This window comes from Bilifractor sp. LCP21S3_F8, from assembly GCF_052117805.1.
Classification (GTDB): domain Bacteria; phylum Bacillota; class Clostridia; order Lachnospirales; family Lachnospiraceae; genus Bilifractor.
The window spans coordinates 30,775-56,840 of record NZ_JBQKIK010000002.1 but is presented as its reverse complement, the minus strand read 5'-3'; the positions used below and the strand labels follow the sequence as shown (position 1 = coordinate 56,840).

Genomic DNA, 26,066 nt, shown 5'->3' with positions numbered 1-26,066 from the left:
TGAGTGAACGACCGGATCCGTTGCCGGAGTAAACAGTAGAAGGTGGAGGTAAGGTATGTACAAGATTACATTTGTGACAGAGGAAGGCAGCCGGACGGAAGCCTTTGCAAATGATGGAGAAACGATTCTGTCTGTAGCGCAGAAGAGTAATGTCGCGATTGACGCACCCTGTTCCGGGAATGCTTCGTGCGGAAAGTGCCGGGTAAAAATCGTGTCAGGGGAAGTGGAGTCCAGGCAGACGCGGCACATCACGGATGAGGACTATGCGGCAGGATGGAGACTGGCCTGCGCCAGCAAGGTGATCGGGGATGTCACAGTTGAAGTTCCGGATATTGCTTCCGCCTACAAGAGCAGAATGCGGGTCGCGGATTTGAGTTCTCCTGCTGAGCTGAAAATCTTCCGGGATGCGACGGATCAGGTAAAGAAGGCGGGGATTGAGTACCGGAATAATATGGATGTTATCGAGATCCGGATGGATGCCCCGACGCTGGATGATACCAGACCGGACAATGAGAGGGTTGTGGATGCAATCAGGAAGAAAACCGGGATCGGGAAGGTGAGGCTTCCTTATTCCGTCATGAGGAAAATGGCACATGTCCTTCGTGTGAGCGATTTTCATGTGAAATGTGTCGTCCGGACGACCGGGAAAGATGTGTTTGTATATGACATGCTTCCGGCCTCCGTTGATGTTGTGATCGGCGGACTCGCGGTAGATATCGGTACCACTACCGTTTCAGCGGTGTTGCTGAATATGAAAACCGGAGAAATTCTCGGAAAGGCGTCCTCGGGCAATGGGCAGATCCGTTATGGAGCCGACGTCATCAACCGGATCATTGAGTCTCAGAAACCGGGAGGTGGTAAAAGGCTTCAGGACGCGGTGATTAAGGAAACGATCAATCCGCTGATTCAGGAAATCTGCCGGGCGGCAAAATTTCCGAAGAGCCACATCTATCGGATGGCCGTTGCGGGAAATACGACGATGAACCATCTTCTGTTCGGCGTCGATGCGGATCCGATCCGAAAGGAGCCGTATATTCCCACTTTCTTCAAGACAAATTCACTGTTCGCCTCGGATATCGGAATCGACATTCACCCGGATGCACACATCATTCTGGCTCCGAATATCGGAAGCTATGTGGGAGGCGACATCACAGCAGGAGCGTTCATCAGCATGATCTGGAACCGTCCGGAGATGTCGCTGTTCATTGATCTTGGAACGAACGGAGAGCTGGTGTTGGGAAATTCCGATTTTCTCGTGAGCTGCGCATGTTCAGCAGGACCCGCGTTTGAGGGAGGCGATATCAGCTGCGGTATGCGCGCGACAGACGGCGCGATCGACGCGATCACGATCGACAAGGAGACGATGGAGCCGACGCTCAGCATCATTGGAGATAAGGGGCAGAAGCCCGTCGGCCTGTGCGGATCAGGGCTGATTGACACTATCGCTGAGCTGTATATCAACGGGATTATCAATCCGAAGGGAAAGTTTGTCCGTGAGGGGGAGAGAATCCGACACGACAAATACGGAATGGGAAGCTATGTCATTGCATATGAGAAGGATGCAGACAGCGTTAAGGACATTGAAATCACAGAGGTTGACATCGACAACTTCATCCGTGCGAAGGGAGCCATTTTTTCCGCAATCCGCACGATGCTCAGGCAGCTGGAGCTTCCTGTCGAAGTTATCGATGATGTATATGTGGCAGGCGGAATCGGCAGTGGCATAAACATGAAAAACGCGGTTACGATCGGAATGTTTCCGGACATACCTCTTGAGAAATTCCATTACATTGGCAATTCCTCTCTGACGGGTGCGTACAGCATGCTGCTGTCCGGAGATGCTGAACGAAAGGTGTATGAGATTGCGCGCAGCATGACTTATATGGAACTTTCCACAGTGAATACGTATATGGATGAATTCGTCGCATGCTGCTTCCTGCCGCACACGGACAGCACGCTGTTCCCGTCCGTAAAGCTCAGATGACGGCAGAAATCTTTAATTGAGCAAATTGTACAAATAATTTCAAAAAGATTCCGCAAAGATCACGGACGGCCTGATTGTTATTTATTTCACACAAATATTGGTTAGACTGAACAAAAAACAGGAGATTGAGTCAAAAAGATATGATTCAATCTCCTGTTTTTTGTAGGAGCTTGCACAATTTTTGAGGAAAATTATTTGCGCCAGAACGAGAAAATGACAGTAAATAAAAGATATAAAAGCATACATGATTGAATTATATTGAATATAATTAGAAATAACAGAATAATATTAAAAAAAGAAGTAGATGACTATTGTAAACTGTGTTACAATAATTACCGGTACAGTATAGTATATGAGATGCTGTCTTAAAGGAGGATATTTTAGTATGGGCTACAAATCAGACATTGAGATTGCTCAGGAATGTGTAATGGATCCGATCTCGAAGGTCGCTGAAGCAGCGGGTATCGACGAGGAGTATCTGGAGTACTACGGAAAGTATAAGGCGAAGATCTCCGACAAATTAATGGACAAACTGGATAAGCCGGACGGAAAGCTGGTTCTTGTCACCGCAATCAATCCGACTCCGGCAGGCGAGGGCAAGACAACGACTTCCATCGGTTTGATTGATGCCCTTTCCAGATTAGGCAAGCATCCGGTAGGTGCGATTCGTGAGCCTTCGATGGGACCTGTATTCGGTGTCAAGGGCGGAGCCGCAGGCGGCGGCTATGCTCAGGTTGTGCCGATGGAGGACATTAATCTTCATTTTACCGGCGACATGCATGCTATCGGAGCTGCGAACAACCTTCTCGCGGCAATGGTAGACAATTCCATTCAGCAGGGAAATCCGTTCAACATTGACCCCAGAAAGGTGATCTGGAGACGCTGCGTAGATATGAACGACCGTCAGCTCAGAAACGTAATCGATGGTCTTGGAACCAGACTTGACGGTGTTCCGCGTTCTGACGGATTTGATATCACGGTTGCTTCCGAGGTTATGGCTACCTTCTGTCTTGCAAAGGATCTGATGGATCTGAAGCAGAGACTGTCAAAGCTTATCGTCGGCTACACCTACGGCAAGGCGTCAGAGGAGAAGCCGGTTACAGCCGGAGATCTCGGCGCTGCAGGAGCGATGACCGCCCTTCTGAAGGACGCTATCAAGCCGAACCTGGTTCAGACGCTGGAGCATACGCCGGTTCTGGTTCATGGAGGTCCGTTCGCCAATATCGCGCACGGCTGCAACTCCGTTATCGCCACACGCACAGCTCTGAAGCTCGGTGATTACTGTGTGACAGAGGCCGGATTCGGCGCGGATCTGGGAGCGGAGAAATTCCTGGATATCAAGTGCCGTTTTGCAGGTCTTAAGCCAAACGCGGTCGTGATTGTCGCTACCGTTCGCGCTCTGAAGTACAATGGCGGAGTCGCAAAGGCAGATCTGAACAATGAGAATCTGGAAGCTTTGGAAAAGGGCCTTCCGAATCTGCTCAAGCACGTAAGCAATATCAAGAACGTATATCATCTTCCCTGCGTGGTTGCGATCAATGCGTTCCCGACCGATACAAAGGCGGAGCTTGATCTTGTTGAGGAGAAGTGCAAAGAGCTCGGCGTAAATGTCTGCCTGTCCGAGGTATGGGCAAAGGGCGGCGAAGGCGGTATTGATCTTGCAAAAGAGGTAGTTCGTCTCTGTGAGCAGGACAACTCCACATTCACCTACAGCTATGAGCTTGAGGGCACCTCAATCGAGGATAAGCTGAACGCCATTGTCCAGAAGGTATACGGCGGAGATCATGTCGAATTTACAGCGAACGCGAAGAAACAGCTGAAGAAGCTGGAAGATGCTGGATACAGCAATGTTCCTATCTGCGTGGCAAAGACTCAGTACAGTCTCACGGATGATCCGACCAGACTCGGCGCTCCGAGCGGTTTCGTAGTAACTGTCCGTAATCTGAAGATTTCGGCGGGAGCAGGCTTTATTGTAGCGCTTACCGGTGAAATCAGCACAATGCCGGGACTTCCGAAGCATCCGGCGGCAATGGACATCGATGTGGACGAGAACGGCAAGATCACAGGCCTGTTCTGAGATGATCTCCTGTGTCCGGCTGATCCGGTTAAGTCTATAAGGATTGTACATTCTTGTACAGGGTGAAATAATTAGTGTGCCTGCGGTTTTCTTGCTGTTCAACGGCAGTTGCCGCGGGCACATTCTGTATCTGCGCGGGCGGAAAAACGCAGCCGGGGCAAAGAGGATCAGAGGTCGGGATAATGTTACGAAATCCGCGGAGTGTACCTTATCTCGTCAGCTAAAAGATAAACGTCCAATACATTGTGCCATGAGCTGTATTAATTTATAAAATCTATAATGAAGGTCCGGATTTATATGCGCTGCGGATTCCGCGACGGGTGATCTGTCTGCGTTTCCGGATAATGAATAACGGATGGTGTATGTAGTGATCTAACGTTTCAGAATCAGAAAAGGAGGCAGACTATTCAGTGAGTGATGAAAAAGTAATGAATCAGAAGGATTCAGCGGGACAGACTTACAGATTCACAGATCTTTCCTGCGAAGAGTTTACGGAAAAGCTTTCCTCGAAGGCTCCTGTACCCGGCGGCGGCGGAGCTTCAGCTCTTGTAGGCGCCCTTGGGGCGGCGCTCTGCAACATGGTGGGGAATCTCACGGTTGGCAAGAAGAAATATAAGGATGTTGAAGCGGAGATTCTGGATCTGATGGAAAAGGTCACGAAACTTCAGCAGGAGCTGCTCGAGTGCGTGGAGGAGGATGCAAAGGCGTTTGCTCCGCTGGCAGCCGCATACGGACTTCCTCATGCGACACCGGAAGAACAGGCACATAAGGCAGAGGTTCTTGAGGAATGTCTGAAGGGCGCATGCAGCGCGCCGATGCAGATCATGCACAAGATCTGTCGCGTGATCTCTATGATCCGTGTCTTCCAGACGAAGGGATCGGTTCTTGCGGTAAGTGATGCGGGAGTTGCGGCGGCTCTCTGCAGCGCAGCTCTCCGGGGAGCGAGTCTGAATGTGTACATCAACACGGGATCCATGAAGGACCGGGAGTACGCGGAGATGCTGAACAGAGATTGTGATGAGATGCTGGATATCTATTGCTCCCTGGCGGATCAGATTTATCAGGAAGTACTCCGGAAGCTGAATCCGTGACAGGGTTCACTGTATCGACAGACCTCTTGCAATTTCATGGAGAAGAAGAGACCGGAATGGTCTGTCAGATCTTGTGACGTGGAGTCAAAGAGATGTGAGTGACTTTTTAAACCTGTGGAAAAGCAGAGCTTTGGGCGGCAATACGAATCAATATCATTATAGAAAGAGGGATTGACAGAAATGGCAAAACAGTTATTGGGCAAGGAAGTAAATGCGGATCTGAACCAGCAGATCATTGACCGGGTCAATGCGCTGAAGGAAAAGGGTGTCGTTCCCACCCTCGGAATCATTCGTGTAGGCGAAAAGGACGCGGATCTGTCATATGAGCGCGGTGCAACCAAGCGCTGTGAAAAGCTCGGTGTTGAATACAAGAAATTTGTATTTCCCGAGAACGTTTCTCAGGAAGAGCTGATGGGCGTCATCGATCAGGTGAACAAGGACAGTTCGATTCACGGAGTGCTGATTTTCCGTCCGCTGCCGAAGACGCTGGATGAGAAGGCGGTCATTGCGGCTCTCGATCCGGAGAAGGATATCGATGGAATCACAGACGGATCCATGGTAGGTGTCTATACTGGTCAGAAAAAGGGCTTTCCTCCCTGCACAGCACAGGCAGTAATGGAGATCCTCAGACATTATCAGGTGGATCTGAAGGGAAAGAAGGCTGTCGTCATCGGAAGAAGCCTGGTTATCGGAAAGCCGGTTGCAATGATGCTGCTGAAGCAGAACGCGACCGTTACCATCTGCCACACCAAGACAAAGGATATGGCAGCGGAGGCGAGAGAGGCGGATGTTCTTGTGGTCGCAGCGGGACACCGCGATGTGGTTGATGACACTTTTGTGAGACCGGGACAGATTGTAATCGATGTGGGTATCAACGTGAATGACGAGGGGAAGCTCTGTGGAGATGTTTCCTACGACAAGGTGGAGCCGATTGTTGATGCGATTACACCGGTGCCGGGAGGCGTTGGAAGCGTAACGACATCTGTTCTTGTAAGCCATGTTGTTGAGGCGGCTGAAAGGAGTCTTGAGAAATGAGTGCATTCGATGAGAAATTCGGGGAATTGAAGAATTCCGCGAAAGAGCTCGGAAGCAGAATCGGGAAGGGTGCGCAGGATCTCGGAAGCGCGGCTTCCACCAAGGCAAAGCTTGAGATGGAGAAAGCAAAGCTTAAGGATATCTATGCGGAGCTGGGCTCGCTTTATTACAGAGAAAACAAGGATACACCGCCTTTTGAATACTCGGATCTGTTCGAGAGAATTGAGAAGGGAGAACAGGCTGTCGCTGATTATGAGGAGATCATCGACAAGAACCTCAAAAATTTGAAAAAAACGGAACAGTCCTGAGCTGTGGCGGTATTCCATAACGCAGGGTCAGGCATACGCCGGAGAGATGATTTATTCGATTGCTCCTGGTTAGAAGATGCTTTTTGCGATTGAAAAACAGAGAACAATCATATATAATCTAATTAGATGAAGCGGTCGGCAAATTCACCACTAGTCATATGAAGTGGTCAGCAGATATAACGTTTATCTGGAGGATTGCGAGAACGCAGAGCACGGAGCAATCTGAAGCCTGTACAGAGTGTGGTAGAATGGATCGCATTTCAGTTTAATGAATAACACGAAATGTTGAAATGAATTTTCCTGGGGTGTTCGATCCCCTGTCTATTATGAACCTACATTTACTTTAAAACGGGATTCCTATATCAAGGTACGGCTGTCAGGCCTCCGTTTGCAGAGGAAGGCAAAAGTACGTTTGCGGTTGCCCACCTGGAATTTATTTCTAGGAGTCAAATGGCAGGAACGGCATTTCGGGTCGGAGGAGAGTGTATGCTCTCCTCCCTTTTTTTACGCGAACAGTGAGCCGCAGCCGAATGCGAAGTATTCGTGTGCGGCGAGCGTCGCGATAGCGAGATCTGCAAGTTCGGCGCTTCCGTTGGCATGACCGGGCGATCGTATGCTCCCCCTTTTTGCGAGAGCTGAAAGAGGAAATAAATCCACCACATACATTTTATGCCGTTTTTCTTGACACTGTTAGGGGAAGAAGCTAGAATAACAGGCAGTGAAAAGCGTTGAAGACGTATGTATGGGTATATTGACCCGCAGAGAGGAAGGATCGATGGCTGAAAGTTCTTCCGGGCTCCGGTATATTCAGAGTTTCGCGTCGGAGCTTCTTTTCTGAACGCCGGAGTTTTTCCGGCCGGTAGGATCAGACGTGTCTGCACGTTACAGCAGCTATGAGTGTCCGTTTTTTCTGTGTGGAGAACAGCCTGCGGCAGCAGGGAGAATCATGCGGGAGAATCGGGAATCAGGGTGGTACCGCGAGAGTTTTGCCTCGTCCCTAGACAGGGATGGGGCTTTTTTTACGCGAACAGTGAGCCGCAGCCGAATGCGAAGTATTCGTGTGCGGCGAGCGTCGCGATAGCGAGATAAAACTCGCGCAGCGTGTTTTATCTCGTTGCGCTTCTGTTTTCAGCTGAAGGAGCGGCATTCAGACGGAAATAACATTTTTTCGTCGGAAGGCGGCCTGGCCTTGACCGGAATGCAGCATTCGTCGGAAGCCCGTTGACAGGAATGGTGCCGGCGGCCTTCCAGTGATGCGGAGGAGTTACTGGTAAGACAGCGATGGGGCCCTGCCCGGGCGGTGAATCAGAGAGCACCGCTGAAGTATCATGTAAAGATCAAAAAAGATCAAAGATGAAAGAGGAAAAACAATGAGTGATGTAAGCATGAAGGAAAAACTGGAAGCGATTGTCGGAAAGACATTGGAGAGCCTTCGGGAAGCTCACACTCCGGATGCGTTGAACGAGATCCGTGTCAATGTACTTGGAAAAAAGGGTGAGCTGAAGAATCTGATGAAAGCCATGAAGGATGTGGCGCCGGAGGATCGTCCGAGGGTCGGGCAGCTTGTCAATGAGGCGAGAGATACAATTTCGGAGAAACTGGATGAGGCAAGGCAGAAGATTGAACTGGAGCAGATGAATCTGCGTATGAAGCAGGAAACCATCGATGTGACGCTTCCGGCGAAGAAGGCTGAGATCGGTCATCGTCATCCGAACACAATCGCACTCGAAGAGATGGAGAGAATCTTTGTCGGAATGGGATACGAGGTCGTGGAAGGACCGGAAGTTGAGTACGACGAGTATAATTTTACAAAGCTGAACATTCCGGCGAACCATCCGGCAAAGGACGAGCAGGATACCTTCTACATCACAAAGGACATCGTGCTGCGTACGCAGACATCTCCGGTTCAGGCCAGGAGAATGGAGCAGGGAAATCTGCCGATCCGGATGATCTCACCCGGACGGGTATTCCGCGCGGACGAGGTGGATGCCACCCATTCTCCTTCCTTCCATCAGGTGGAGGGCCTTGTCATCGACAAAAATATTACATTCTCAGATCTCAAGGGCACCCTGGAAGAGTTCGCAAAGGAAATCTTTGGACCGGACACGAAGACAAAGTTCCGTCCGCATCACTTCCCGTTTACAGAACCGAGTGCAGAGATGGATGTCAGCTGCTTCAAGTGTGGTGGAAAGGGATGCCGTTTCTGCAAGGGCGAGGGATGGATCGAAATCCTCGGATGCGGAATGGTTCATCCGCATGTACTGGAAATGTGCGGCATTGATCCGGAACAGTACACGGGCTTTGCGTTTGGCGTGGGACTTGAGCGTATCGCGCTTCTGAAGTATGAAATTGATGACATGCGCCTTCTGTACGAGAACGATGCGCGGTTCCTGAAGCAGTTCTGATGATCCGGAGAGATAGAAACGGAACATGGATGCGCCGGGTTCAGAGAAATAAAAAACTGAGGCATGGATAAAGCCGCAGGTGAGGATAAAGCCGCAGGCGAGGATAAAGCCGCAGGTGAGAATAAAGCACAGGCGAAGACAAAACCCTGATCAGATATAGGAGAGAAAAATGAATACATCTTATTCATGGATAAAAAAATACGTACCGGATCTTAATGTCACCCCGCAGGAATATTTTGACGGGATGACGCTTTCCGGAACAAAATGTGAGACCTACGAGGTACTGGATAAAAATCTGAAAAATATTGTGGTCGGACAGATCCGATCGATCGAGAAGCATCCGGATGCTGACCATCTGGTGATCTGCCAGGTGGATATCGGAACCGGGACGATACAGATCGTGACCGGCGCGCCCAATGCGCACGAGGGCATGCTTACCCCGGTTGTTCTTCCCGGAGGAAAAGTCGCCGGCGGACATGACGGAAGCGCGCTTCCCGAGGATGGCATTGAGATCAAGGACGGTATGCTCCGCGGAGTTCCGTCGCACGGAATGATGTGCTCAATTGAGGAGCTCGGAAGTTCCAGAGAATTCTATCCCGAGGCGCCGGAGAACGGAATCTATGAGTTTTCAAAGGATGACGGGGTGAAGCCCGGAGATGACGCGATTGCAGCGCTCGGTCTCCACGACGTGAACTTTGAATACGAAATCACCTCGAACCGCGTAGACTGTTATAGCGTGATTGGGATCGCCAGAGAGGCGGCAGCTACCTTCCATCAGAAGTTTTATCCGCCGGTGATCAGGGAGACAGGCAACAACGAGGATGTCAATGACTATATCAGGGTAACCGTTGAGGACCAGACTCTATGCCCGCGCTATACGGCAAGAGTCGTGAAAAACATTCATCTGGCACCGTCGCCGAAGTGGATGCAGAGATGTCTCGCTTCAAACGGCATCCGTCCCATCAATAATGTCGTGGATATCACGAACTATGTGATGGAGGAATACGGGCAGCCGATGCATGCTTACGATCTCGATACAATTGCCGGAAAGCATATCATCGTGAGACGGGCAGATGACGGTGAGAAATTCACCACTCTGGACGGAAAAGAATACACGCTGGATTCCTCGATTCTGACGATCCGTGACGATGAGAAGGCGGTAGGCCTGGCCGGAATCATGGGAGGAGAAAATTCCATGATTACGGACAATGTACACACCATGCTTTTTGAAGCGGCCTGCTTTGACGGTACCAATATCCGTCTTTCCTCAAAAAAGATTGGAAACCAGACGGATGCATCCAGAAAATTTGACAAGGGCCTCGATCCGAATACTGCCCTTGAAGCGATGAACCGCGCCTGCATGCTTATCGAAGAGTTCGGGGCAGGAGAGGTAGTCGGCGGAGCCATTGATATCTACCCAGTTAAACGAGAAGAGTCGAGAGTTACGTTTGAGCCTGACAAAATCAACCGCCTTCTGGGCACGAACCTTTCAGCGGAGGAGCAGCTGAAGTATCTTGCCTCTGTGGAACTCAGATATGATAAGAAGACGAATGAGATCGTGGCTCCGACCTTCCGGCAGGATATTCACAGAACCTGCGATATTGCGGAGGAAGTCGCGAGATTCTTCGGTTATAATAATATCCCGACGACACTTCCGACCGGAGAGGCAACTACTGGAAGACTGTCCTTCAAGAACAGGGTTGAGGCCAAGGCAAGAGACGTGGCAGAGTACTGCGGATTTTCTCAGGGCATGTGCTACTCCTTCGAGAGTCCGAAAGCCTTCGACAAGCTTCTGTTCCCGGAGGATGACCCGGTCAGAAAGGCTATTTCGATTTCCAACCCGCTTGGTGAGGATTTTTCGATCATGCGGACCACTTCTCTGAACGGCATGCTGACATCCCTGGCGACCAACTACAACCGGCGCAACAAAGATGTCCGTCTCTACGAGCTCGGAAATATATATATCCCGAAGGAACTTCCGCTGAAAGAACTTCCGGACGAGAGAATGCAGTTTACTCTGGGCTTTTACGGCAAGGGCGACTTCTACGATATGAAAGGTGTGGCAGAGGAATTCCTCGGACAGATCGGCATGCATGACAGGGTAGAATACGATGCGAAAGCCGGAAAACCGTTCCTTCACCCCGGACGCCAGGCACTGATCCGATATGACGGAAATATTATCGGGTATCTCGGCGAAGTTCATCCGATGGTACTGAAAAACTACGGAATCGGTGAGCGCGCATATGTGGCTGTACTTGATATGCCGGAGATCCTTCCGTTCGCTTCCTTCGATCGTAAGTTTGAGGGGATTGCGAAATTCCCCGCGGTAACCCGTGATATATCCATGGTAGTTCCGAAGGAAATCGAAGCGGCAGTTATTGAGAAAATGATCCGACAGAGGGGCGGAAAGATCCTGGAGGATCTGAAGCTGTTCGATATCTATGAGGGAGAACAGGTTGAGGCAGGACATAAATCCATGGCTTATTCGCTGACATTCCGTTCCAGAGAAAAGACGCTGGAGGAGTCGGATATCGCGTCGGCAATGAAGAAGATTCTGAACGGACTGTCAGGTCTCGGCATCGAGCTTCGGCAGTAATGTAAGAGGAGTGGTAAAGGTGAAAATATACGCAATCCGGCATGGCGAAACATCCTGGAACAAGGAGAGACGGCTGCAGGGACAAAAAGGCAGTGATCTGGACAGCGAGGGAGTATTGCTCGCGGAGATGACTGCGAAAGCGCTCCGGGAAGTGGAATTTGATCTCTGCTACACAAGTCCCCTGGTTCGTGCCCGTCATACGGCTGAAATTATTCTCGCGGACCGCAAGGTTCCGGTGATTCCGGAGCCGAGAATTGAGGAAATCGGATTCGGAGTCTGGGAAGGATTGTGCTGCGATGCGGATCATCCGGAGAGAATGCAGATTCCGCTGCATGAGTATATCCGGTTTCAGGAGGATCCGCTTCATTATATTCCGCCAGCGGGCGGGGAACGGATACAGGATGTTCTGGAGAGAACTCATAGTTTTTATGAGGAGCTGATTCACAACCCCGATCTGCAGGACAAAACCGTACTGGTATCCTCACATGGCTGCGCCGTCCGCGCTTTTCTGAACAATGTATACGAGGACAAAAAAGATTTCTGGCACGGAGGTGTGCCGATGAACTGCTCCGTCAGCATTATTGACGTGGAAAACGGAGTGGGAAGGCTGGAGGCATCGGATCAGGTATTTTATCCGAAAAAATACTATCACAGTTTTTACAAGCATCCGTCAGATGCCGGTGATCAGAAGGAGAAAAAGAAACATGCCGATGAAAACAAGTGATTTCTATTACGACCTGCCGCAGGAACTGATTGCCCAGGACCCGCTGGAGGACAGAAGTTCCTCCAGACTGATGTGCCTGAACAGAGAGACCGGAGAGGTGCGGCACGAACACTTCACACAGGTGATAGATCATCTGACAGATAAGGACTGTCTGGTCATCAATGATACAAAGGTGATTCCTGCCCGTCTTTACGGGACCAAGAAGGATACTGGCGCGGTGATCGAGGTTCTGCTTCTGACACGGAAGAAGGATAATATATGGGAGACGCTGGTGAAGCCCGGAAGGAAATGCAAGGTTGGAACGGAACTTGTTTTCGGACACGAGGGAATCCTGACAGGCACCGTCGTTGATGTGACGGAAGACGGAAACCGGTTTATTCAGTTTCATTATGAGGGAATTTTCGAGGAAATTCTGGACAAGCTCGGAGAGATGCCTCTTCCGCCGTACATCAAACACAAACTGAAGGACCGCACCAGATATAATACCGTCTACGCGAAGAATGACGGATCGGCAGCGGCACCGACGGCAGGGCTTCATTTTACAAAGGAACTGCTTCAGCAGATCCGGGACAAGGGCGTGAAGATTGCGCATGTGACGCTTCATGTGGGCCTCGGCACCTTCCGTCCGGTAAAGGTGGAGGATGTCACGAAGCATCAGATGCATTCCGAGATGTATATTGTAGAGCCGGATCAGGCAAAAATCATCAATGATACGAAGGCAGCAGGAGGCCGGGTGATCTGTGTGGGCACAACCAGCTGCCGCACACTGGAATCCGCGACAGATGAGAATGGAATCCTTCAGCCGGGCAGCGCCTGGACCAGCATCTTTATCTATCCGGGCTATCAGTTCAAGATCATGGACGGACTGATCACGAATTTTCACCTCCCGGAATCCACACTGATCATGCTGGTATCCGCGTTTGCGGGTAAGGACAATATCATGAATGCGTACCGCATCGCTGTGCAGGAAAAATATCGCTTCTTCAGCTTCGGGGATGCGATGCTTATAGAATAATAGCAAAATCTCATTATTTGCGGTTTGCGGCCGCCTGTGGCCGTAAACACGATTAAGGGCGGCTGTTCTGCTTATGCAGAACAGCCGCCCAAGCTTATACAGTGACCGCAGCGATGCCCATGGCACCTTTTCCGCCGTGGCAGGAAATGGTGCAGCCGGTCATGACATACTCAGTATTCCGGAATCCACTCTCGATGGCGATTTCCTTCATGCGGTCCAGAACATCCTGAGCGAGTCCCTTTCCGTACATCAGATACAGGGTATCCTTGCGGCAGTCATAACGGCTGAGAAAATCCCGATAGAACTTATCGACAATCTTGCGCATGGAACCCCGGTATTTCCTGGTTGCGATCAGGTGACCGGTGCTGTCAATCTCGATCAGAGGTTTCAGATTGAGGATGTTGGCGGCAATGTATGAGGCATTGGATACTCTTCCGCCAGCCCGCAGATATGCGAGTGTCGCCGGGATGAACTGGCATTCGATATGATCTGAGATGGATCGGAGTTCATCCGCGAAGGCGCTGTAATCGGTGATATGCTCCCCGCGTTCCCGGATCAGACGGTATGCTTCTGAAATGTAAGCGGTGCAGCCTCCGGATACAGACTTTGTATCAATCAGATAGACATCCTGAAAACCCTCGTCATCAATGGCAAGCCGGGCGTGGTCATATGTGCTTGATGCGGCGGCAGAGTAGGCAAAGTGATAAATCACACATCCGGGATGCTCTTCCTGCAGCTTGTGGAAAAAGTCGATGTATTCGCCTTCATTTACCGCGGATGTCGTCGGTATCCTCCCGGTTTCGTCAAAATAGTCAAAAACGCGGTCAATCGGAAAATGACCGTCGTCAAATGACTCGCCGTTCATAATGACATGCATTGGAACAACATGGATCTGATATTTTTGTACAAGTGATTCCGGAAGATCGGATCCGCTTTCTGTTGATATGAGAATCTCTCTCATATATATTCTCCTGTCCAGCGCCATGAATTTGAGTTGTTGCAGACGCTTAAACTCAGTATATCCTTTTTCGAAAGAAATGAACAGTGCAAAGCAGGAATTTTCGCTGTTCTTGCTGTTCCGGTCAGACTGTTGGTGGAAAATTGTTCCGTTTGTGGTGCTTCCTTCGGCAGGGCTGTTCCATGAAGACTGCCCTTGAGGTGTGGCGGATAATGTGAAAAAACTGTCTTTTCTAACTGTGATTGGTAACCAATGCAAAATTATATACAGAACCGGATGTAAACGGAAAATGGAGGAGGCGAAGAAACAGAAAGACAATAGCGGGAAAAGAAAATAGCAGAAAAATAATTTACATCTGTCACAAAAATGGTAAAATACAGATAGGTTGTTAAAAAAATATCATAAAAACGCGATCCCTGAAAATGGAAACGGAAAGGCGTCTGGAAGAGGAGGAATGAGCTGATGAATTACGATGAAAAGTATAAAGAGAAACTGGTAACGGCCGAGAAAGCAGCTTCCGTGATAAAGAGCGGCGACTGGGTTGATTACGGATGGTGTGTCGGTACGAATGTCGCGGTTGATAAAGCTCTGGCAAAGAGAATGCCTGAGCTTCATGACGTGAACATCCGCGGCGGTGTTCTCTGTCATGCTCCGGCTATCTTCGGAATTGAAAATCCGGCGGAGCATTTTATCTGGAACAGCTGGCATATGAACCCGGTGGAGAGACATTCGGTCTCCAAAGGTTTCTGTTTTTATACGCCGCTTCGTTATTCTGAGCTGCCGCGCCTCTACAGAGAAAGCACGATGCCGCTGAATGTGGCAATTTTTCAGGTATCGCCAATGGACAAACACGGCTACTTTAATTTCGGTCCCTGCGCGAGTCAGATGAGCGCTGTTGTGGAGACGGCAGATATCGTAATCGCAGAGGTGAACAAAAACATGCCGGTATGCCTCGGAACCCGGGATAATTACGTGCACATCGACCAGATCGATATGATCGTCGAGGGAGATGATCCTGCGATTGACGAGGTGCCGGCAGGAGGAGAGGCCAGCGATGTGGATAAGGCGGTCGCGGAGCTTGTGGTACCGGAAATTTCGGACGGCGCCTGCCTGCAGCTGGGCATCGGAGGAATGCCGAACGCGATCGGCAAAATGATTGCAGAAAGTGACCTGAAGGATCTTGGTATACACACGGAGATGTATGTGGATTCCTTTGTAGATATGGCAGAGGCAGGCAAAATTAACGGATCAAAGAAGAACATTGACCGGGGGCTTCAGGTATACGCTTTCGGCGCCGGTACCAGAAGAATGTACGATTATCTGGACGGAAATCCGGAATGTATGGCTGCCTCTGTCGGATATGTCAACGACATCGATACCATCGGCGCGATTGATAATTTCATCTCTATTAATAACGCTGTGGACATTGATCTTTACGGACAGGTTAACGCCGAGAGCGCTGGGATCAAGAATATTTCGGGAGCCGGCGGACAGCTCGACTTTGTACTTGGAGCGTACAAATCCAGGGGCGGAAAGAGCTTTATCTGCCTGTCGTCCGCGTACAAGGACAAAAAGACCGGGGAGATCAAGAGCCGGATCCGTCCGACGCTGACCCCGGGAAGCGTGGTTACAGATACCCGCGCGAACACGATGTATATCGTGACCGAATATGGAAAGGTCTGCCTGAAGGGGCTCTCCATGTGGCAGAGAGCGGAACAGCTGATCAATATCGCACATCCGAAGGTACGGGATGAACTGATCCGTGAGGCGGAGAAAATGAACATCTGGAGACGGTCCAATAAGAGATGACATGCGGCGGCGATGTCAAGGAAAAAACTATACAAGATTGCAATCCAAATTTAGTAAGTTTTTTCTGAAATAAAGATTGATAAATATTTGACAAAAAGGCGGAATAGGGGTATTATGATTACATCGTTAAGAAATAAACGAGCATTGTTCCGGCGGTCTGGATCAGAAGACGCGGTACAGCGTTCCGGCTTTTTCCTGACGGTGATTCATGAGGAAATACATATTTCACGTACTAAATATTTATTTTTTAAGGAGGCTTTAATATGGCTGAGAAAATTGTTATTGCTGGCGCCTGCCGTACTGCGATCGGTAAGATGGGTGGAGAACTTAGCACAGTTCCGGTTGCTGATCTCGGAACAATTGTTATCAAAGAGGCTCTGAAGCGCTCCGGAGTACCGGCGGATAAGGTAGACATGGTATACATGGGATGTGTACTTCAGGCAGGACAGGGACAGAACGTTGCCCGTCAGGCTTCCGTAAATGCAGGAATTCCGGTTGAAGTTCCGGCAATGACTCTGAATATTCTCTGCGGTTCCGGACTTGCGGCTGTGAACATGGCAGCAGACATGATCCGTGCTGGAGAGGCAGAAATCGTTGTTGCAGGCGGCATGGAGAGCATGTCCAAGGCTCCGTACCTTCTGCAGAACGGACGTTATGGATATAGAATGGGCGATGGAGCACTGATTGATTCCATGACGCATGACGCTCTTACCGATGCGTTCAACAATTATCATATGGGAATCACAGCTGAGAATGTTGCCGAGAAATACGGCCTGACCAGAGAAGAGCTCGACGAGTTCTCCGCAAAATCTCAGCAGAAGGCCTGCAAGGCAATAGAAGAGGGCAAGTTCAAAGATGAGATCGTTCCGGTAGAGGTAAAGGGACGTAAGGGCAAGGTTACCATCGTTGATACCGATGAGGGACCGCGTCCGGGAACAACAGCAGAAGGACTTGCAAAGCTTCGCCCCGCTTTCAAGAAGGACGGAATTGTAACCGCGGGTAATGCTTCCGGAATCAATGACGGTGCGGCAGCAGTTGTAGTAATGACAGAATCCAAGGCAAAAGAGCTCGGTGTAAAGCCGATGGCTTCCTGGATCGCAGGCGCGCTCGGCGGTGTTGATCCGGCTATCATGGGCGTAGGACCGATCGTAGCTACCAGAAATCTGCTGAAGAAGACCGGAATGACCGTTGCGGACTTCGATCTGTACGAGGCAAATGAGGCATTTGCTACACAGTCTCTCGCAGTTGCCAAGGAACTCGGATTTGATCCGGAGAAGCTGAATGTAAACGGAGGAGCAATCGCTCTTGGACATCCGGTAGGATGCTCCGGAACAAGAATCCTTGTTACCCTGCTCTATGAGATGCAGAAGAGAAAAGCGAACAAAGGTCTTGCAACTCTTTGCATCGGCGGCGGCATGGGCTGCGCTACCGCGGTAGAGAGATACGAGGAGTAAACGGAAACTTATCAGGAGCTGAAACGGAGCTGTTTTTCCCTGCACAGGGAGAGCCGTTTCCGGCTCCTGAATCATATTGGATAAGAAAGGGTTTCTATCATGGCATATGTTACATATGAAACCGAAGGCGCGGTAGCAATTGCCACTATTGACCGCCCGAAGGCTCTGAATGCATTAAACAGCGAAGTTCTTGACGATCTGGAGAAGGTGATTGAGGGCATTGATCTTGATACCATCCGTTGCCTTATCATCACCGGCGCCGGCGATAAATCCTTCGTGGCCGGTGCGGATATCGGAGAGATGAGCACCCTGACAGCTGCCGAGGGAGAGGCTTTCGGCAAGAAGGGAAATGACCTGTTCCGCAAAATTGAGACGCTCCCGATTCCTGTCATTGCCGCGGTTAACGGATTTGCTCTGGGCGGCGGCAACGAGATCGCAATGAGCTGTGATTTCCGCATCTGCTCTGAGAATGCCGTATTCGGACAGCCGGAAGCCGGTCTTGGAATAACGCCGGGCTTTGGAGGCACACAGAGACTTGCTCGTCTGGTAGGACCGGGAATGGCAAAGCAGCTGATCTACACTGCAAGAAACATCAAGGCGGATGAGGCGTTCCGCATTGGTCTTGTCAACCAGGTGGTGCCACAGGAAGAGCTGATGCCAACGGTGAAAAAAATTGCTTCCATTATCGCGGGCAATGCGCCGATCGCGGTAAGAGCATGCAAGAAAGCGGTTAATGAGGGCCTTCAGGAGAATATCGATGATGCACTTGTGATCGAGGAGAAGCTCTTCGGTTCCTGCTTCAATTCCGAGGATCAGAAAGAGGGAATGGCAAATTTCCTCCGCAAAAAGGATGACCCGAAGAAGGTAAAACACGTGGCATTCCAGAACAAGTAATCGTATAATACAGTACAGGTGTCCGGCGCCGGTTTTTTCGCGTTCCGAAGCCGGACACCAGATACTGTTTCCATCACTATAGAATAATCTATGCAGGAGGTACAGCAATGAAAGTTGGTATTATTGGCGCCGGCACAATGGGTTCCGGTATTGCACAGGCATTTGCACAGTGCGACGAAGTGGAGAAGGTATATCTTTGCGATATCAAGCAGGAATTCGCTGACGGCGGCTTCGCGAAGATCAAGAAGGGCCTCGATAAGAGAGTGGCGCGGGGAAAGATTGACCAGGCAACTGTCGATGGAATCCTTGGCAAGATCGAAACCGGACTGAACACAATCTGCACAGATGCTGATCTGATCGTAGAGGCTGCTCTTGAGAATATGGAAATCAAGAAAAACTGCTTCAAGGATCTTCAGGAGAACGTCGTAAAGAACCCGAACTGCATCTACGCGTCCAACACTTCTTCCCTGTCTATCACCGAGATCGGATCCGGACTTGCAAAACCGGTCATCGGAATGCATTTCTTCAATCCGGCACCGGTTATGAAGCTGGTAGAGGTTATTGCCGGAATCAACACTCCTGCTGAGATCGTTGCCCGGGTCAAGGAGATTGCGGTTAAGCTCGGCAAGACTCCGGTAGAGGTTAATGAGGCAGCCGGATTCGTTGTAAACCGTATCCTTGTGCCGATGATCAATGAAGGAATCTGTGTATACGCTGCAGGCGTTTCTGATATTGAAGGCATTGATACCGCTATGAAGCTCGGATGCAACCATCCGATGGGACCGCTTGAGCTGGGAGATTATATCGGACTTGATATTGTACTTGCCATCATGGATGTCATTTACAAAGAGACCGGTGATTCCAAGTACCGCGCATGCCCGCTTCTTCGCAAGATGGTTCGCGGCAAACAGCTCGGAGTCAAGACCGGAATCGGATTCTATGATTACTCCAATGGCGGAAAGGTTCCGACCGACAAGAAGTAATCAAATCATAAAGCATACATTTTCCGGCGGCGGAGCACTGCGTCCGTTTGCCGGATAAACGCGTGTCCTTTCAGGACACCTTCGAAAAGACGTCCGGCTCCGGTTTCCGGCGCTGCATCGAGTGGCTGTACAGACGTATCTGCCACCGGTTCACGCGTGCGGTTGCCCGTTTTGCTTTCCGGAAGAGATTATAATAACGTTTGGAGGTTAGACATGGATTTCACGTTAGATAAAAAACATGAAATGGCGAGATCTCTTTTCAGAGACTTCGCGCAGAATGAAGTAAAGCCTCTTGCGCAGGAGATCGATGAGGAAGAGAGATTTCCGCGCGAGACATTTGACAAGCTTGCAAAATACGGCTTTATGGGAATTACCGCGCCCAGAGAGTACGGCGGACAGGGCTGCGATGAGCTGACGTATGTACTCTGCCTGGAGGAGATCGCAAAGGTCTGCGGAACGACTGCGGTTGCTCTTTCCGCTCATACTTCACTGTGCATCGACCCGATCATGACCTTTGGTACTGAAGAGCAGAAGAAGAAATATATTCCGAAGCTCGCAAAAGGTGAGTGGCTCGGTGCCTTCGGTCTGACAGAGCCCGGCGCCGGAACAGACGCGCAGGGACAGCAGACAAAGGCGGTTCTTGACGGAGACGAGTGGGTACTGAACGGCTCCAAGTGCTTCATCACAAACGGCAAGGAAGCAGATGTCTACATTATCATCGCGGTAACGGGAACCGTTGAGAAACGCGGCAGAAAACAGAAAGAGATCTCCGCATTCATCGTGGAAAAGGGAACACCGGGCTTCACCTTCGGAACGAAGGAGAAGAAGATGGGTATCCGCGGATCCGCGACCTATGAGCTGATTTTCCAGGACTGCCGTATTCCGAAGGAGAACATCCTCGGCGCGAAGGGCAAGGGCTTCGGAATTGCCATGCACACGCTGGACGGCGGACGTATCGGAATCGCGACACAGGCACTTGGTCTTGCGGAAGGCGCACTTGACCTTACGGTTGCCTACACGAAGGAGAGAAAGCAGTTCGGACGCTCCATCGCGCAGTTCCAGAACACACAGTTCCAGCTGGCAAATTTGAAGACGACCTGTGACGCGGCTCAGCTTCTGGTATATAAGGCAGCCTGCGCGAAGGACGCTGCCGGATTCTCACCGGCATCCACATACAGCGTAGAGGCTGCAGAAGCAAAGCTGTTCGCGGCAAAGGCAGCGATGGATGTCACGACAGAATGCGTACAGCTCCACGGCGGTTATGGTTATATCAGAGAGTATGACGTAGAGCGTATGATGCGTGACGCAAAGATCACCGAGATCTATGAGGGAACCGCAGAAGTTATGCGTATGGTTATTTCTGCGAATCTATTGAAATAAGCTCTTCGAAAACGCAGACAGGATCGTCACACGCGAAGCGTGTGTAGGAGACTGTATGCGGTTTACTGAAATAACAGGAGGAATATACCGTGAAGATAATTGTTTGTATTAAACAGGTACCGGATACCGCAGGCGGTGTCAAATTCAAACCGGATGGTACCCTGGACCGTGCGGCTATGCTTGCCATCATGAATCCGGACGACAAGGCCGGACTTGAGGCGGCACTGAGAATCAAGGACGAGACCGGAGCAGAGGTTACGGTTCTCACCATGGGACTTCCGAAGGCAGCTGATGTTCTTCGCGAGGCGATCGCGATGGGCGCGGACAAAGGCGTTCTTCTGACCGACCGTAAGCTCGGCGGAGCAGATACCTGGGCGACTTCCTCGACGCTTGCTGCCGGAATCCGCAAAATCGGAGAGTATGATCTGATCATCACCGGACGTCAGGCGATCGACGGCGATACCGCGCAGGTTGGACCGCAGATCGCGGAGCATCTCGGCATTCCGGTGATCTCGTATGCGCAGGCGATCAAGGTGAACGAGGCGGAGAAGACCGTAGAGGTTGAGCGTCAGTTCGACGACAGATATCATGTGCTGAAGGCAAAGATGCCCTGCCTGATCACAGCTCTTTCCGAGCTGAATCCTCCGCGCTACATGACTCCGGCGGGAATCTGGGATGCGGTTGACGCGGAAATCACCACTTACAACCGCGATGATCTGACTACACTGAAGGATGAGGACTGCGGTCTCGCTGGTTCTCCGACAAAGATCGCGAAGGCTTCCGACAAGGTACGCAAGGGAGCAGGCACCATGTTCAAGGATCTTGATCCGGATGCCGGTGCGGCTGTCATCTGCGAAGAACTGACAAAGAGACATTATATTTGATGAAGGCGGTGAGTAGAATGAGTTTAGAAGATTACAAGGGTGTATATATCTTTGCACAGCAGGTAGATAATCACATTGACAACATTGCCTTCGAGCTCCTCGGAAAGGCGAGAGACCTGGCAAAGCCTCTGAACACACAGGTTACCGCGGTCCTGATCGGATACCAGGTTGGAGACCTTGCGGACGAACTTGCCGAGTACGGCGCGGACAGGGTCATCGTTGTGGATGATCCGGAACTGAAGGAGTACCGCACGGAGCCTTACGCACACGCACTGGCATCCGTTATCGAGAAGTACAAGCCGGAGATCATGCTGGTAGGCGCAACCGCGATCGGACGCGATCTCGGACCTACGGTATCGGCCCGTGTTCATACAGGACTTACCGCGGACTGCACCTCCCTCGATATCGGAGATTTCCCGCTTCAGCCGAAGCCGAATCAGGAGCAGAAGCACAATCAGCTGCTCATGACCCGTCCGGCATTTGGAGGCAACACCATTGCCACCATCGCATGCCCGGACAACAGACCGCAGATGTCGACCGTCCGTCCCGGCGTTATGGAGAAGATCACGCCGATCAAGGGCGCAAAGGCTGAGGTTATTAACTACAATCCGGGATTCACTCCGGATGACCGCTATGTCACGATCGAGAAGGTCGTAAAGAAGGTCACCGAGACGGTAGATATCCAGAAGGCAAAGATTCTGGTATCCGGCGGCCGTGGTGTCGGAAGCCCGGAGAACTTCCAGATCCTCAGAGACCTGGCGGATGTTCTTGGCGGAGAGGTGTCCTGCTCCCGTGCGGTTGTTGATAACGGATGGGCACCGAAGGACCTGCAGGTCGGTCAGACAGGCAAGACCGTTCGTCCGAACATTTATTTCGCAATCGGTATTTCCGGAGCCATCCAGCATGTAGCTGGTATGGAGGAGTCCGACCTGATCATCGCGATCAACAAGGACGAATCCGCGCCGATCTTTGATGTTGCAGACATCGGAATCGTCGGAGATCTGAACAAGATCGTTCCGAAGCTCACGGCGGATATCAAGGCTGAGATTGCAAAGAAAGCCTGAATGAAATATCAGAATGAGAGATTCTGATGTGATGGCTGATATTGTAAGGAAAGCCTGAGCAAAATATCGGAATAAGTAATTCTGACATCCGGGATAAAAGAAAACAGAATCCGCAGGATTTATAAAAACAGAAAAAGGAGGGCTTTCACGCGATGAAATTCGTGTGAAAGCCCTCCTTTTATTTTTTACGCGAACAGTGAGCCACAGCCGAATGCGAAGTATTCGTGTGCGGCGAGCGTCGCAATAGCGAGATAAAACTCGCGCAGCGTGTTTTATCTCGTTCATGTCAGAACAGGCCCTTGAGAGCAGGATAGAATTTACGGAACCGGTTATACTTCTCCTCGTATTTTTCCGTGAGAACCGGGTCTGGCTCGATTGTATCTGTGACATGTATGATGCGATCTGCCGCGTCCTCGACAGAAGCGAATTCACCGCAGCCGACAGCCGCCAGCATGGCGCCGCCGAGAGAGGGGCCCTCCTGAATGGCAGGGACATCGAGTGTCAGATTCATGACGTTGGCGCAGATCTTCATCCAGAGTTTTGATTTTGAACCACCGCCGACAATTTTGGAGCGGGTTACATTGAGACCAAGACCTCTGGCAATTTCGAGAGAATCACGAAGACCGAAGGCAACGCCCTCCAAAACAGCCTGCGTCATTTCGGCGCGCGTCGTATCCATGCGCATGCCGATAAAAGCTGCCTTGCAGGAGGGGTCATTGTGCGGGGAACGCTCGCCCATCAGATACGGAAGATAGAAGACATTGTTCTCCCCGAGCCGGGAGATCGATGCCTGCTCTCCGGAATAATCCTTTGTATTCAGAATCTCTTCATTCCACCATTTGTTGCAGGAGGCGGCACTGAGCATGCAACCCATCAGGTGATAGTGACCGTCTGCGTGGCAGAAGGAGTGAAGCGCGTGGTTGGGGGTATCCACAAACGAGGAACTTGAAATAAAGAGCGTGCCGGAAGTTCCGAGCGAAAGGTTGCATCTCTCATTTCCGACGGTTCCGGTTCCGACGGCGGAAGCAGCATTGTCGCCTGCACCCGCGATGATCTTCACCGTGCGGGGAAAGCCCAGCTCCTCCGCAACGGAAGGCTTGAGTGTTCCGACCGGCTCATAGCTTTCATAGAGCTTTGGAAGCTGTGATTCTGTGATGCCGCAGATCTCAAGCATTTCCGGGGACCAGCGTCTGTTTTTCACGTCGACGAGAAGCATTCCGGATGCGTCGGACAGGTCTGTGCAGAAGCTCCCGGAAAGCATATATGCAAGGTAATCCTTCGGAAGCATGATTTTGCATATTCTGCGGAAATTGTCGGGCTCATTTTTGCGGACCCAGAGGATCTTGGGGGCAGTGAAGCCGGCGAAAGCAATATTCGCCGTCCAGGAAGCAATTTTAGTCTCACCGACGGTATGATTGAGGTAGTCGGTTTCCTCCTGTGTGCGACCGTCGTTCCACAAAATTGCGGGACGGATAACCTGATCCTTGTCATCAAGGATGACGAGGCCGTGCATCTGGCCTCCAAAACTGATTCCGGCGATCTCGCTTCTGTCAATATCTTTGGTCAGGATCTTCATGCCCTCCAGGGATTCTCTGTACCAGTCCGAAGGGTCCTGCTCGGACCATCCGGGGTGAGGAAAGTGGAGAGGATATTCGCGGCTGATGATGTTCCGGATCGTACCAGCGGAATCCATAAGAAGAAGCTTGACAGCAGATGTGCCAAGGTCAATGCCGATATAGTACATAGAGCGGTTCCTCCTGTATATATTTCTGTGAAATATTGCAGCGCCCCGCCTGTGGGGCAGGGCGCTTACTGGTGATTGTCAGGCAAAAGGATTTTCGTCCGCATAGCGGTCTCCGGCGGGATGATTGTATCCGATCTCATCAACCGGGACACCGATGAATTTCAGGGTGTCGTAGAGAGTCTTTCCGTAGTGACCGAACATTACGGCGCCGTGGTGCGGGAAATTCTTCTCAATCAGCCAGTGACGATAGAAACGGCCCATCTCCGGAATCGCGAAGACGCCGATGGATCCGAAGGACCTTGTCGCAACCGGAAGGACCTCGCCCTGTGCGACATAGGCGCGGAGCTTGTTGTCTGCGGTTGACTGGAGTCTGTAGAAGGTGATGTCGCCAGGAACGATATCGCCTTCGATTGTTCCGTCGCACCACTCCTTCGGATGGGTGTTCGCCATGATGGCCTGATAAGCCAGATGTGGGTTTGTGAGCTTGTTGGAGCAGGTGTTGCCGCAGTGGAAGCCCATGAAGGTGTCGCTGAACTTCCAGTTGTATGCGAATTTGCCCTCGATACTTTCCTTGTACATATCCTTCGGTACGGAGTTGTTGATATCGAGAAGAGTTACCTCATCCTGGCTCAGGCAGAGACCGATGTACTCGGACAGGGTGCCGTAAATATCAACCTCGCAGCTTACCGGGATTCCCCTCTTCATGAGGCGGCTGTTTACATAGCAGGGAACAAAGCGGAACATATCCTGGAACGCGGGCCAGCATTTTGTGGTGAGTGCCACATATTCCTTGCAGCCCTTGTGGCTTTCCGCCCAGTCAAGGAGCGTCAGCTCGTACTGCGCAAGCTTCGGGAGCATCGCCGGCCGGTTTGCCTCGGTGTATCCCATTTCGTTGGACATGTCCTCGACAACAGATGCGATTCTTTCATCATCCGCGTGCTTGGTATAGGACTCATAGAGGTCAAGCTCGGATTCTTCCTCGATCTCGACGTTCAGATTGTAGAGCTGCTTGATCGGTGCATTGCAGGCAAGGAAGTTGGACGGACGCGGGCCGAAGGAAATAATCTTCAGGTTGTTCAGTCCGATGGAAACTCTGGCGATTGGAAGAAATTCATGGATGCGGTCTGCAAGATCATCGGCGTCGCCGACCGGTTCATCAGGGATGTAGGCTTTAACATTGCGCAGGGCCAGGTTGTAGCTCGCGTTGAGCATTCCGCAGTATGCGTCGCCGCGGCCGCCCTTCAGATTGGTCTGTGTCTCTTCGGCGGCGGCACAGAACATCACTGGTCCGTCAAAATATTTCGCGAGCATCGTCTCGGAAATCTCCGGACCGAAATTGCCGAGGAATACGCACAGGGCATTGCAGCCTGCGGCCTTCACATCCTTGAGTGCGTTCATCATATCTGTCTCGCTCTCAATGATGGTGATCGGACACTCGTAAATATCTGCGGCGTTATATTTCGCGGCATAGGCATTTACCAGAGCCTTGCGCCGGTCAAGTGTGAGACTTGCCGGAAAACAGTCACGGCTCACGCCGACAATGCCGATTTTTACAACTGGAATATTATTCATTATGATATCCTCCTGATAGATAAAAAGTCTGTGAAGCTTTCCCGGACAGATAAAGAATCTGTGAAGCATTCCGGGATAAATAAAAAATC

The 26,066-nt window shown here is 50.9% G+C and carries 19 protein-coding genes and 1 other RNA gene; 17 read left to right on the top strand and 3 right to left on the bottom strand.

All coding sequences use genetic code 11. The features are described 5' to 3' along the window. Positions 1-55 precede the first annotated feature (55 nt). The 10 genes from acsV to queA all read left to right on the top strand — a co-directional run bounded on the left by acsV (position 56) and on the right by queA (position 13,235). Positions 56-1,984, top strand: a complete 1,929-nt coding sequence (gene acsV / locus ACTQ3A_RS01475; protein ID WP_441493947.1) for a corrinoid activation/regeneration protein AcsV — start codon at positions 56-58, stop codon at positions 1,982-1,984. A gap of 385 nt (positions 1,985-2,369) precedes the next feature. Continuing rightward, positions 2,370-4,061: a formate--tetrahydrofolate ligase gene (locus ACTQ3A_RS01470; protein WP_441493946.1), complete on the top strand. Its 1,692-nt coding sequence runs from the start codon at positions 2,370-2,372 to the stop codon at positions 4,059-4,061. 428 nt (positions 4,062-4,489) lie between these two features. Then, positions 4,490-5,152, top strand: a complete 663-nt coding sequence (locus ACTQ3A_RS01465) for a cyclodeaminase/cyclohydrolase family protein (protein ID WP_441099314.1) — start codon at positions 4,490-4,492, stop codon at positions 5,150-5,152. A 180-nt stretch (positions 5,153-5,332) separates the two neighbouring features. After that, positions 5,333-6,187, top strand: a complete 855-nt coding sequence (locus ACTQ3A_RS01460) for a bifunctional 5,10-methylenetetrahydrofolate dehydrogenase/5,10-methenyltetrahydrofolate cyclohydrolase (RefSeq protein ID WP_441493945.1) — start codon at positions 5,333-5,335, stop codon at positions 6,185-6,187. Then, positions 6,184-6,495 carry a hypothetical protein gene (locus ACTQ3A_RS01455; protein ID WP_441493944.1) on the top strand — a complete coding sequence of 104 codons (312 nt, stop codon included), beginning with the start codon at positions 6,184-6,186 and terminating at the stop codon, positions 6,493-6,495. The genes ACTQ3A_RS01460 and ACTQ3A_RS01455 overlap by 4 nt, the downstream gene beginning before the upstream one ends. Before the next feature lie 294 nt (positions 6,496-6,789). After that, positions 6,790-6,973, top strand: a non-coding RNA gene (gene ssrS, locus ACTQ3A_RS01450) — 6S RNA. A 907-nt stretch (positions 6,974-7,880) separates the two neighbouring features. After that, positions 7,881-8,900: a phenylalanine--tRNA ligase subunit alpha gene (pheS, locus tag ACTQ3A_RS01445; protein ID WP_441099313.1), complete on the top strand. Its 1,020-nt coding sequence runs from the start codon at positions 7,881-7,883 to the stop codon at positions 8,898-8,900. Positions 8,901-9,069: 169 nt separating this feature from the next. After that, positions 9,070-11,496 carry a phenylalanine--tRNA ligase subunit beta gene (pheT, locus tag ACTQ3A_RS01440; protein ID WP_441493943.1) on the top strand — a complete coding sequence of 809 codons (2,427 nt, stop codon included), beginning with the start codon at positions 9,070-9,072 and terminating at the stop codon, positions 11,494-11,496. A 19-nt stretch (positions 11,497-11,515) separates the two neighbouring features. Next, positions 11,516-12,220 carry a histidine phosphatase family protein gene (locus ACTQ3A_RS01435; RefSeq protein ID WP_441493942.1) on the top strand — a complete coding sequence of 235 codons (705 nt, stop codon included), beginning with the start codon at positions 11,516-11,518 and terminating at the stop codon, positions 12,218-12,220. After that, positions 12,207-13,235: a tRNA preQ1(34) S-adenosylmethionine ribosyltransferase-isomerase QueA gene (gene queA, locus ACTQ3A_RS01430; RefSeq protein ID WP_441099312.1), complete on the top strand. Its 1,029-nt coding sequence runs from the start codon at positions 12,207-12,209 to the stop codon at positions 13,233-13,235. The genes ACTQ3A_RS01435 and queA overlap by 14 nt, the downstream gene beginning before the upstream one ends. A 94-nt stretch (positions 13,236-13,329) precedes the next feature. Here the strand turns inward: queA and ACTQ3A_RS01425 are convergent, their stop codons facing one another. Continuing rightward, positions 13,330-14,196, bottom strand: a complete 867-nt coding sequence (locus ACTQ3A_RS01425) for a DegV family protein (RefSeq protein ID WP_441099177.1) — start codon at positions 14,194-14,196, stop codon at positions 13,330-13,332. 459 nt (positions 14,197-14,655) lie between these two features. Between ACTQ3A_RS01425 and ACTQ3A_RS01420 the strand changes: the two genes are divergently transcribed. From ACTQ3A_RS01420 to ACTQ3A_RS01390, 7 genes are all read left to right on the top strand, one after another. Continuing rightward, positions 14,656-16,002, top strand: a complete 1,347-nt coding sequence (locus tag ACTQ3A_RS01420; RefSeq protein WP_441099176.1) for a butyryl-CoA:acetate CoA-transferase — start codon at positions 14,656-14,658, stop codon at positions 16,000-16,002. A gap of 263 nt (positions 16,003-16,265) precedes the next feature. After that, positions 16,266-17,456 (top strand): acetyl-CoA C-acetyltransferase, encoded by a 1,191-nt coding sequence (locus tag ACTQ3A_RS01415; RefSeq protein WP_441099175.1) that lies wholly within the window; start codon positions 16,266-16,268, stop codon positions 17,454-17,456. A 99-nt stretch (positions 17,457-17,555) separates the two neighbouring features. Continuing rightward, positions 17,556-18,350: an enoyl-CoA hydratase-related protein gene (locus tag ACTQ3A_RS01410; RefSeq protein WP_441099174.1), complete on the top strand. Its 795-nt coding sequence runs from the start codon at positions 17,556-17,558 to the stop codon at positions 18,348-18,350. Positions 18,351-18,457: 107 nt separating this feature from the next. Further along, a complete protein-coding gene (locus ACTQ3A_RS01405; RefSeq protein WP_441493941.1) occupies positions 18,458-19,333 on the top strand; it encodes a 3-hydroxyacyl-CoA dehydrogenase NAD-binding domain-containing protein in 876 nt (291 codons plus the stop codon). Positions 19,334-19,546: 213 nt separating this feature from the next. Beyond that, a complete protein-coding gene (locus tag ACTQ3A_RS01400; protein ID WP_441099172.1) occupies positions 19,547-20,713 on the top strand; it encodes an acyl-CoA dehydrogenase in 1,167 nt (388 codons plus the stop codon). Positions 20,714-20,802: 89 nt separating this feature from the next. Continuing rightward, positions 20,803-21,597, top strand: coding sequence for an electron transfer flavoprotein subunit beta/FixA family protein (locus tag ACTQ3A_RS01395; protein ID WP_441099171.1), 795 nt, complete (start codon positions 20,803-20,805; stop codon positions 21,595-21,597). A 17-nt stretch (positions 21,598-21,614) separates the two neighbouring features. Then, positions 21,615-22,661, top strand: a complete 1,047-nt coding sequence (locus tag ACTQ3A_RS01390; protein WP_441099170.1) for an electron transfer flavoprotein subunit alpha/FixB family protein — start codon at positions 21,615-21,617, stop codon at positions 22,659-22,661. Between the two features lie 286 nt (positions 22,662-22,947). On the opposite strand, the gene xylB is transcribed toward ACTQ3A_RS01390, so the two are convergent. Together xylB and ACTQ3A_RS01380 are read right to left on the bottom strand one after the other, a co-directional pair. Further along, positions 22,948-24,405 carry a xylulokinase gene (gene xylB, locus ACTQ3A_RS01385; RefSeq protein WP_441493940.1) on the bottom strand — a complete coding sequence of 486 codons (1,458 nt, stop codon included), beginning with the start codon at positions 24,403-24,405 and terminating at the stop codon, positions 22,948-22,950. Between the two features lie 78 nt (positions 24,406-24,483). Next, on the bottom strand, positions 24,484-25,977 hold the full coding sequence (locus ACTQ3A_RS01380) for an L-fucose/L-arabinose isomerase family protein (RefSeq protein WP_441099168.1): 1,494 nt from the start codon (positions 25,975-25,977) through the stop codon (positions 24,484-24,486). Positions 25,978-26,066 lie beyond the last annotated feature (89 nt).

Coding starts and splice junctions, on each gene's coding strand:
- ACTQ3A_RS01425 (WP_441099177.1), bottom strand. CDS start 14,196: ATGAGAGAGATTCTCATATCAACAGAAAGCGGATCCGATCTTCCGGAA.
- ACTQ3A_RS01410 (WP_441099174.1), top strand. CDS start 17,556: ATGGCATATGTTACATATGAAACCGAAGGCGCGGTAGCAATTGCCACT.
- ACTQ3A_RS01400 (WP_441099172.1), top strand. CDS start 19,547: ATGGATTTCACGTTAGATAAAAAACATGAAATGGCGAGATCTCTTTTC.
- queA (WP_441099312.1), top strand. CDS start 12,207: ATGAAAACAAGTGATTTCTATTACGACCTGCCGCAGGAACTGATTGCC.
- ACTQ3A_RS01470 (WP_441493946.1), top strand. CDS start 2,370: ATGGGCTACAAATCAGACATTGAGATTGCTCAGGAATGTGTAATGGAT.
- ACTQ3A_RS01460 (WP_441493945.1), top strand. CDS start 5,333: ATGGCAAAACAGTTATTGGGCAAGGAAGTAAATGCGGATCTGAACCAG.
- ACTQ3A_RS01405 (WP_441493941.1), top strand. CDS start 18,458: ATGAAAGTTGGTATTATTGGCGCCGGCACAATGGGTTCCGGTATTGCA.
- ACTQ3A_RS01455 (WP_441493944.1), top strand. CDS start 6,184: ATGAGTGCATTCGATGAGAAATTCGGGGAATTGAAGAATTCCGCGAAA.
- ACTQ3A_RS01465 (WP_441099314.1), top strand. CDS start 4,490: ATGAATCAGAAGGATTCAGCGGGACAGACTTACAGATTCACAGATCTT.
- ACTQ3A_RS01380 (WP_441099168.1), bottom strand. CDS start 25,977: ATGAATAATATTCCAGTTGTAAAAATCGGCATTGTCGGCGTGAGCCGT.
- ACTQ3A_RS01390 (WP_441099170.1), top strand. CDS start 21,615: ATGAGTTTAGAAGATTACAAGGGTGTATATATCTTTGCACAGCAGGTA.
- xylB (WP_441493940.1), bottom strand. CDS start 24,405: ATGTACTATATCGGCATTGACCTTGGCACATCTGCTGTCAAGCTTCTT.
- pheT (WP_441493943.1), top strand. CDS start 9,070: ATGAATACATCTTATTCATGGATAAAAAAATACGTACCGGATCTTAAT.
- ACTQ3A_RS01420 (WP_441099176.1), top strand. CDS start 14,656: ATGAATTACGATGAAAAGTATAAAGAGAAACTGGTAACGGCCGAGAAA.
- pheS (WP_441099313.1), top strand. CDS start 7,881: ATGAAGGAAAAACTGGAAGCGATTGTCGGAAAGACATTGGAGAGCCTT.
- ACTQ3A_RS01415 (WP_441099175.1), top strand. CDS start 16,266: ATGGCTGAGAAAATTGTTATTGCTGGCGCCTGCCGTACTGCGATCGGT.
- acsV (WP_441493947.1), top strand. CDS start 56: ATGTACAAGATTACATTTGTGACAGAGGAAGGCAGCCGGACGGAAGCC.